The organism is Collimonas sp. (assembly GCF_044339385.1).
Lineage (GTDB): Bacteria > Pseudomonadota > Gammaproteobacteria > Burkholderiales > Burkholderiaceae_D > Collimonas.
Genome location: NZ_JBIIVN010000012.1, coordinates 18,776 through 28,139, shown reverse-complemented (window position 1 = coordinate 28,139; position 9,364 = coordinate 18,776). Strand labels below are relative to the sequence as shown.

At 53.7% G+C, this 9,364-nt stretch carries 4 protein-coding genes; 3 read left to right on the top strand and 1 reads right to left on the bottom strand.

What is annotated here, in order from left to right:
- Nucleotides 1-361: 361 nt before the first annotated feature.
- Nucleotides 362-3,043 carry a TonB-dependent receptor gene (locus tag ACIQ0R_RS01835; RefSeq protein ID WP_395823113.1) on the bottom strand — a complete coding sequence of 894 codons (2,682 nt, stop codon included), beginning with the start codon at nucleotides 3,041-3,043 and terminating at the stop codon, nucleotides 362-364.
- 609 nt (nucleotides 3,044-3,652) lie between these two features.
- Here ACIQ0R_RS01835 and ACIQ0R_RS01830 point away from each other — a divergent pair.
- From ACIQ0R_RS01830 to ACIQ0R_RS01820, 3 genes are all read left to right on the top strand, one after another.
- On the top strand, nucleotides 3,653-5,293 hold the full coding sequence (locus ACIQ0R_RS01830) for an ABC transporter substrate-binding protein (protein WP_395823111.1): 1,641 nt from the start codon (nucleotides 3,653-3,655) through the stop codon (nucleotides 5,291-5,293).
- Nucleotides 5,294-5,613: 320 nt separating this feature from the next.
- Nucleotides 5,614-7,422, top strand: coding sequence for an ABC transporter substrate-binding protein (locus ACIQ0R_RS01825; RefSeq protein WP_395823109.1), 1,809 nt, complete (start codon nucleotides 5,614-5,616; stop codon nucleotides 7,420-7,422).
- A 99-nt stretch (nucleotides 7,423-7,521) separates the two neighbouring features.
- Nucleotides 7,522-9,327 (top strand): ABC transporter substrate-binding protein, encoded by a 1,806-nt coding sequence (locus tag ACIQ0R_RS01820; protein WP_395823107.1) that lies wholly within the window; start codon nucleotides 7,522-7,524, stop codon nucleotides 9,325-9,327.
- The last annotated feature ends 37 nt before the right edge of the window (nucleotides 9,328-9,364 follow it).

Sequence of the window (9,364 nt, the reverse complement as noted above, 5' to 3'; positions counted from 1 at the left end):
CACGGCTAGCTCCTTGAACTCCGCCGTGTACATCTGTTTTGGTATCTTCTTCATTGCTGGTCTTTCCAAAGGATCGTTGATTTTACGTTACCTATGGAAGACTAAATTTCGGGGGAAGCTCAAACAGCTACACCGTTGATTAATAACTGTATAACCAGCCGCTAAACTTTTATTGCAATTCATATAAAAGGGATTTTGGCTTGCTATCGCTGATTTTTTGTGCGCCCATAAATACTACATCAATGCCTCATAAAACAGCATAACGATTGTATTGAATTATGCATTCTGAAAAGCCAGAACCACCTGGAAAACTTCCCAGGTGGTTTGCTCACGAAATGCTTAAGCCAATCCAGTCCCGCTATTAGAAGAACTGATAGTTAGCACGCACGAAGAACGAGCGACCAACGATGTCGCCGTAACGTGGATCGTAGCCGATCTGGAAGTTGTCAATCTGATTACTAGCAGGCGGCTGCTTATTAAGAATATTCTTAATGCCACCTGTCAGCGTCAGATTTTTAATACCAGTGTAGGTCAGCGAAGTGTTGTAACGGGTGTAGGAACCAACATTATGCGTATCGTATGGAGCCGACACTGCGTTGTTTGCATCTACGTAACCGGTACTGAAGGTTTGTTGGAACATTGCGCTCCATGGACCATTCTTCCAGTTAACCGTCGCATTATGACGCCAACGGAAAACCACTCCCGGAGTAGAGCCGACACCACCAGCATAAACAGCCAAATTGTTCAGGAACGCTCCGCCTTTTTCGCTCTGGTAGTCGTACTGAGTAACGTACGTACCCTCGATGGAAAATGCAAAGTCGCCGATGCCGGTCTTAGGCAAACGCCAGCCGAGGCCTAAGTCGAAACCTTGTGTATTAACGTTGCCCAGGTTTTGGTTGGTTTGAACGATGTAGTCCAACGAACCATCTGGGTTACGTACGTAGAGATTTGCATACTTGGTAGGATTAGCAAAAATATCAGCCTCAGAAATCACACCTATCTGGTTTTTGATCTTGATATTCCAGTAGTCGATCGAAACCGTCACATTCTTGATCGGCTCAAAAACCGTACCCAGGGCGAAGGAATTCGACTTTTCTGGTTGCAAGCTCTTGTTACCACCAGTTTGGGTAAAGAATTGCGTGCCACAATCACGCAACTCGACGCCGCCTGGAGCAACATTTCCGCCTGGGCACAGCTTCGGATCGCTATAAGAACCGGAAGTGTAGGTGGTCGATTTAGGCTTATTCAATTCGTACAAGCTCGGTGCCCGGAAGCCGGTGCTGTAAGAACTACGGACCATCAAGTTATGGCTAGGCTGCCAACGCAGGCCGATCTTCGAATTGACAGTGCTGCCGACGTCACTGTAATCATCGTAACGAACAGCTAATTGCGCGTCCAGACTCTTGGCGATCGGGATGCTCAGTTCGGAGAACAAAGCACCGACGTTACGCTTACCAGATTGGGACAAGGCCGTCGCCGAACCAGTACTTACGGACAAATCAGCAACCGAGTGAATTACATCGTATTCTGCTGTTTCATGACGGTATTCGCCGCCAATAGCAAAACCGAGCGGACCAGCCGGCAATTGCGCGATCTCACGACTTGCGGTGAAATCAAATGACGAGATGGTGGTTTTTGCATCCAGGTATTTGCCGGTGTTTTTAACCGCATCGTACACACCTGGATCAGATGGACCAAATGGGTTCAGAGTGCCATTCAACAGTGCAGCTCTTACCGAATCATTATTCAGATAACCGCTAACCAGACTTCCCTGCGCCTTGCTGACTGCATAGCTCAAGCCGGTCTTGTAATCCCAACCCAGCAGCGTGCCATCAAGGCTCAACAGCAGACGATCTGCCGTATTTTTAGCTTCGCTGACACGACCACCAAATTCTGCAGAACGGAAGTTGACCGACAGCGGCTGACCACTCAGGCCAGGGTAGGCCGGAGTAATGCCGTTGCCTGGGTAGTACTTGCTAGAACTAGGCAACAGATAGTCGGTACCGGCACCAGCAAATACGTCGCCCGCGACGGTTTGCTTGACTTTGCTTTCGGAGTGCAGATATTCGATCGATGCCTTATTGTCGGCATTCAATTTAAATGTGCCCTTACCGATCACGGCAAGTTCGGAACTTTCAGGGACAACATCGACTGTCGCCGAATAGTCGTAGCGGCAAGAAGTACCCTTGGCATTGGGGAGCAAGTGGGGCGCATTGCAACCGCTTGCCAACAACGGATTGCCGGAGACGCCGTTGCCAGTGTCGACAAAGTTAGCCGGGTAGGTGTTCCCGCTGGATTGGCTCAAGCCAAGGCTCGGAACAATGCCGGTAATTCCGCGCTGACCAGCAGTGATACGGCTTTGTTTATGGTAATCGACTATACCAAAGAAGTTGTAGCCGTCATTGTCCAGGTCGCCGAAGCCACCCGCCACATTGATACGACCTTCCTGACCGCCACTTTTTGAGGGAACCAAGCCTTCGCCGGAGACGTTCAGGCCGGTATACGAGCGCTTGGTAATGAAGTTGATCACGCCGCCGATCGCATCAGTTCCGTAAATCGCGGAAGCACCGTCGCGCAGGACTTCAACGCGGTCCAGGGCTGCAATAGGGATGATGTTCAAATCGACAGTGGAACCGTCAAATGCGCTATTCGCCAGGCGGCGGCCATTCAACAGCACCAAAGTTTTGTTCGACCCAAGACTCCGCAGGTCGGCCGAAGCACCAACGGTGCCGCCCTTACCTACGTTAGTGGCAGTGGTGAATTGCGATTGATTAGCAGAGATAGTGCCCAACGCTTCCGAGGCAGTAGTAATACCGGCCTTAGCAAAATCGTCAGCTTTGATAATCGTGATAGGCGAAACACCTTCGTTTGCTACCCGCTTAATCGACGAGCCAGTAATTTCGACTCGTTGTAACTGCTGTGGAGCATCGTCCGTCTTCGTCTCCTGCGCGTTAACCGAATGGGCCAACAGACCGAGCCCAACAGCTACGCTGCCTGAAAACATCAGTCGCAGCGAACGTGGCAATCCCCGTTCCTTCATCATAACCAAACTCCCTATGGGTAAAAGTTAGATTTGAAATTTAAGTTTTGTAGTAAGGCAACAACATTTGTTAATCGCCTTCTGGGCGATGCGTCGAAAATCTATTCAAAACAACGACCAAAAAGCAGATTTTTCTCGCGTGTTAAACAATACTTAACGATCATGTTTCCAGGTTTAATTTGTGATTATTTTCCTGAAACATTTCCGCCAAAACACCTAAGCAAAAAACATGCCACAGTTAGTAATGCGGCTAAATTAGTGTATCCTAAAAAATAAAAACAGCATTTATTTTCAGCAACGCCGGTCATACTGTTGCTTATATACGCCAAATAATAAAACCGCATAACCTTATAGCAAAAAGACATATCCCTTATTTTACGGCGCAGTTAAGCCATTTTTCTTTAAAATAGAGCGTAATTAACTGCCGAGCGACAAAAAAATTGATAGCGAATAATGTGGAACTTTAAGAGAAATATACAAGCGTGCATCGCACCAATATTGCTGTTTGGCGCTGTCGCAGGTGCAGCATTTGATGCCGCTGCAGCAACAAATCCGGCAGATCCGTCCAAAATAGTGCGCGCGGCCTTTACGTCGGCGGACGATGGTTTCGATATGGTGCATACTTACAATGCTTATTCAGCATGGGTAGCGGAAGCCATTTTTGAACGTTTGTTGACATATGACTATCTTGCTCGCCCCTCCAAGCTGGTGCCGGGGACGGCAGAGGCCATGCCAGAGGTTCTCGACGGCAGCAAGACTTACATTTTCCATATCAAAAAAGGTATCTACTTTGCCCCCGATCCGGCTTTCAAGGGCGTGCGACGCGAACTGACTGCGCAGGATTATGCGTACACCTTTAAGCGCTTCCTCGACCCGAAAAATCGCTCGCCGTCGGCCAGCGTGCTGGAGGGAAAAATCAGCGGCATGGATGAGCTGGTGGCAAAGGCCAGGAAAAGCGGTCATTTCGATTACGATGCACCCATCGCAGGGTTGCAAACACCGGATCGCTACACCCTGAAAATCAGCTTGAAGGCGCCCGATTACAACTTCATGTACATCATGGCCTTCATCTCGCTGGGCGCTCAGGCTCATGAAGTGATTGACGCCTACGGCGACCAGAGCGGCCAGCACCCGGTCGGCACCGGCCCTTACATGCTGCAAAGCTATGTCCCGCGCAGCAAAATCGTGCTGACGGCTAACCCTGAATACCGCGGCTACACATGGGATTTCACGTCCGATGGCAGCGCCTGGGACGAGCAACTGGTGCGCGATATGAAGGGCAAGAAGATGCCGCAGATCGGCCGCGTCGAAGTCAGCATCATTGAGGAGGAGCAATCGCGCTGGCTGGCATTCCAGGGCAAGCAACTCGATTTTGACTATTTGCCGCAAGTGGCTGCGCCGACCGTGCTGGATGGAAAAAAACTGAAGCCGTCGTTTGTCGACGAAGGCATTAAGCTCTATCCGGTGACGGAACCGGGCGTGGTGTACACCTTCATGAATTTTAAGGACCCGCTGATCGGCGGCACCAGCCTGGCCAAGAATGCGCTGCGCTGCGCGATTGCCATGTCTTACAACGTCCAGGATGAAATTAGCCAGGTCCGCATGGGCCTGGCGGTCAAGGCGGAAATGCCGATTCCCGAAGGCGTGATCGGCCACGATCCGAATTACCGCAGCAGCATCGGCTACGATCCTGCGCTGGCCAATAAATTGCTTGATCACTTTGGTTATAAGCGCGGCGCCGACGGCTATCGCACGCTGCCGGACGGCAGCCCGCTGACGCTCAGGATAACCACCGAGGCCAGCGCCACCAACGTCGTGTTTTCTGAAATCTGGAAACGTGGCCTGGACAAGATCGGCGTGCGAGCTGACTTCAAGGTCAGCAATTTTGCCGATAACCTGAAAGTCGCTACCGAATGCAAGCTGATGATGTGGAACGGCTCCTGGATTGCCGACTACCCGGAAGGCGAGAACTTCATGCAACTGCTGTACGGCCCGAATGTCGGCCAGGGCAACAACGGCTGCTACAGCTCACCGGCCTACGACGCGCTTTACGTCAAGGCCACGGGGTTGCCGCCCGGCCCGGAGCGCAATCAGCTCTATATACAAATGACGCGGCAGATGGAGGCCGATACCGCTTGGGTGCTGTCAGTGTCGCGTCTGCGCAACTGGATGACCCGGCCTTGGGTCAAGGGTTTCAAGCATCACCCCATACTGCAAGCCGAATGGCAGTACCTGGATATCGAAAAACACTAGGCGCTTATCTATCTTTTTGGCAGGGATTCTGTACTATGCCTGCCTTGATCTGAATCGCGCGGCCATTGACGGCAGGGCCACCCAAACCAGCACGGGAAAGAAACGACATGCACAGGTTTTACTCAGGCCGGAACGGCGTGGCTAGCCGCCTTCGATAAGCAAAAAACAGGCAAAAAGTTAAGAAAAGACAGATTGCGCAGGCATCGGCCTACCGGCAGATAAATGCGATGTCACCGGAGATGACACTGTTTTGAGGTGCGGATCAATGATCTTATCCACAAAACAGAAAAACAACCACTTGCTCAAAAGGCATCAAGAAAATGCACCATAAAATCTCGAATTCCGTTACGCTCAAAAAAGTATTGATTGCACCAGTGCTTGCATTTGCCGTATTGGCAAATAGTGTCAGCGCCCATGCCGGCACCAATCCGGCCGACCCGTCGAAAGTGATCCGTACCGCTTTCGAGGCCGCGGACGACGGCTTCGATATGGTCAAAACCCAGAATTTTTATTCCGGCTGGGTCAGCGAGGCCATCTTTGAAACCTTGCTCACTTACGATTACCTGGCGCGCCCGGCCAAGCTGGTGCCGCGGGCAGCCGAAGCGATGCCGGAGATCAGCGAAGATAGCAAAACCTATACGTTCCACATCAGAAAAGGCGTCTACTTCTCTGCCGACCCGGCTTTCAAGGGCGTGCGCAGAGAATTGACTGCACAAGATTTCATTTACACCTTCAAACGCCTGCTTGATCCGAAAAACCATTCGCCGTCCGCCAGCTTTATTGCAGGCAAGATTGTCGGCCTCGATGCGCTGGCCGAAAAAGCCGCGAAAAGCGGCCAGTTCGACTACGATGCGCCGGTCGCCGGCTTGCAGGCGCCGGACCGCTACACGCTGCGGGTCGCCCTCAACGCCAAGGACTACAACTTTCTCAACGTTGTCGCCTATGGCGCATTCGGTGCGGTAGCGCGCGAAGTCATCGACACCTATGGCCAGCAGAGCGGCCAGCACCCGGTCGGCACCGGCCCTTACATGCTGGACAAATATGTCCCGCGCAGCAAAGTCGTGCTGCTGGCGAATCCGGAATTCCGCGGTTTTACCTGGGATTTCAAGCCGTCCGGCGATACCATCGACAAGCAGATCGTCAAGGATATGCAGGGCAAGAGAATGCCGCAGGTCGGCCGTATCGAGATCAGCATCATCGAGGAAAACCAGTCGCGCTGGCTGGCATTCCAGGGCAAGCAGATCGATTTCGATAAAATCCCTGAACTGGCCACGTTGAGCGCGCTGGATGGCGACAAACTGAAACCGGAGTATGCCGAACAAGGCATCACCTTGCAGCGCGTGGTCGATCCCGGCATCTCCTATACCGTCCTCAACATAAAGGACCCGACCATCGGCGGCTACACCAACGACAAGATTGCATTGCGGCGCGCCATCGCGATGGTCTATAACAACAACGAAGAAGCGACGCTGCTGCGCAACGGCCAGGCATTCAAGCTCGAATCGATCATCCCGCCGGGAGTCGGCGGCTACGACCCGGCATATCGCAGCAGCATCGATTACAACCCGGCGCTGGCCAACAAACTGCTGGATTACTTCGGCTACAAGCGCGGCGCCGACGGTTATCGCAGCATGCCGGACGGCAAGCCGTTGCTGCTCAAATCCACCAGCAGCCAGGGCGGTATCAACACCGAAATTTCCGAACTCTGGAAACGCGGGCTGGACCTGATCGGCATCAGCACCCAGTTCGTGGTCAGCAACTTCGCCGACAACCTGAAGGCAGCCACTGCTTGCGAACTGATGATGTGGGGCGCGGCCTGGGCCGCCGATTATCCGGAAGCCGAGAATTTCATGCAGTTGCTGTACGGGCCGAACGCCGGCCGCGGCAACCATGGCTGCTACCAGTCGCCGGTATTTGATACGCTTTACCGCAAGGCCTTGGCGCTGCCGCTGGGCGAAGAGCGCAACAAAATCTATCTGGAAATGAATCGACAAGTCGAAGCCGACACGCCATGGGTCTTGCATACCGCCCGTATCCGCAACTGGCTGGTGCGGCCATGGGTCAAGGGCTTCAAGAAACATCCGATCCTGCACTCGGACTGGCAGTACGTCGACGTCGAAAAACATTAACCCACCGCTTATACGGTACTACGCCCCCTGGTCCGGCACGCCGCTGTCAGCGCGCCGCAGGTTACATTTAGCTAGAGATCTTAGAAGGAGATAAATGATATGAACTCGCTTTGGTTACGCGGGATATTGGTTGCCTGTCTGGCGTGCGCACTGCCGATGCAAGCATCGGTTGCCGTTGCGGCTGCGCCCACATCGCCGGCCGATCCCGGGAAAGTCTTGCGCTTTGTATTCGTCGCGCCGGAAACCGGTTTTGATCCGGTAGTGACGCGCGATCTGCATTCGCAACTGGTCAATCAATCGGTGTTCGAAACGCTGTTCGCCTACGATTACCTGGCGCGCCCGGCCAAACTGATACCGTCGGCGGCGGCATCGCTGCCGGAAGTCAGCGCTGATGGCATGACTTACACGATCCAACTGAAAAAAGGCATTTATTTTGCCGATGATCCGGTATTCAAAGGCAAAAAGCGCGAACTGACGATGGCCGACTACGTCTATTCGTTCAAGCGGCTGTTCGATCCGCAACTGGCTTCGCCGCAAACCTGGCTGCTGGAAGGCAAAGTCGTCGGTCTCGACGAACTGGCCGCGCAAGCCAAGAAGAGCGGCCATTTTGACTACGATGCCAACGTCCCCGGCTTTGAACTGCTGGATCGCTACACGCTGCGTATCCACCTGAAGCAACCCGATTTCAACCTCGGCATGATCCTGGCGCACCAGCCGACCAGTGCCGTGGCGCGTGAAGTCATCGAAAAGTATCGCGACGCCCAAGGCGCCGTCATGGCGCATCCGGTCGGCACCGGCCCGTACATTCTCAGCGAATGGGTGCGCGGCTCACGCATGGTGCTTACCGCCAATCCCGACTATCGCGGCTACATCTGGGACTTCAAGGCCAGCGAACCGGGTGACGACGCCATCGTCGCCAAGATGAAAGGCAAACGCATGCCGCAGATCGGCCGCGTTGAAATCAGCGTGATGGTGGAAGACCAGTCGCGCTTGCTGGCGTTTGGAGGCGATGAAGTCGATATCACTGAATTGCAAGGCCCGCTGGCGCCGCAGGTCCTGGCGGGCGGCAAGCTGAAGCCGGAATTCGTCAAGAAAGGCGTGCAACTGTCGCGCATCGTCGATCCTGAAATCAGCTGTTACTATTGGAATATGCAAGACCCGGTACTGGGCGGCTTCAGCAAGGAAAAAATCGCGCTGCGCCGTGCGATCTCGATGGCGCATAACGTCCGCGAGGAAATCAAGGTGGTCTGGAACGACGAGGCGATCCCTCTGGAGTATCCGATTCCGCCCGGCGTGGTCGGCCACGATGCCAACTACAAGAGCAGCATCCGGTACGAACCGGAAGCGGCCAACGCCCTGCTCGACAAGTTCGGCTACAAGATCGGCCCCGCCGGTTATCGCATGCAACCGAATGGCCAGCCGCTGACAGTGCGCTATTCGGCACGCGCCGATTCGAACGGCCAGCAGCAAGCGGAAATGTGGAAGAAAACCTACGACAGCATCCATATCCGCATGGCCGGCGATCTGAAAACCTTCCCGGACCTGCTCAAGGCTGAAAAAGAATGCCAGTTGCAAACCCGCACCGCGCCGTGGATTGCCGACTATCCTGATGGCGACAATTTCATGCAACTGTTCTACGGCCCGAATGTCGGCCAGAACAACAACGGCTGCTTCAAGATGCCGGAATACGACGAGCTGTACGCGGCCTCGCAAAAGCTGCCGGACGGCCCCGAGCGTGACCTGCTGTATCACAAAATGACGCGCCTGCTGGAAGTCTATGCACCGATCCGCGTCGGCTACGCCCGCTATCGCAATATGATCACCCAGCCGCGCGTGATCGGCTACAAGAAGCATCCGGTGATGCCGACCGAATGGATGTATTTCGATATCGAAAAACGCAAATAAAGACCCGCTGCCGTCGGCAGGCGCCACGCCCGTCAAC

Excerpts from the sequence above, each read along its gene's own strand:
- ACIQ0R_RS01835 (WP_395823113.1), bottom strand. The coding sequence starts at position 3,043 with ATGATGAAGGAACGGGGATTGCCACGTTCGCTGCGACTGATGTTTTCA.
- ACIQ0R_RS01830 (WP_395823111.1), top strand. The coding sequence starts at position 3,653 with ATGGTGCATACTTACAATGCTTATTCAGCATGGGTAGCGGAAGCCATT.
- ACIQ0R_RS01825 (WP_395823109.1), top strand. The coding sequence starts at position 5,614 with ATGCACCATAAAATCTCGAATTCCGTTACGCTCAAAAAAGTATTGATT.
- ACIQ0R_RS01820 (WP_395823107.1), top strand. The coding sequence starts at position 7,522 with ATGAACTCGCTTTGGTTACGCGGGATATTGGTTGCCTGTCTGGCGTGC.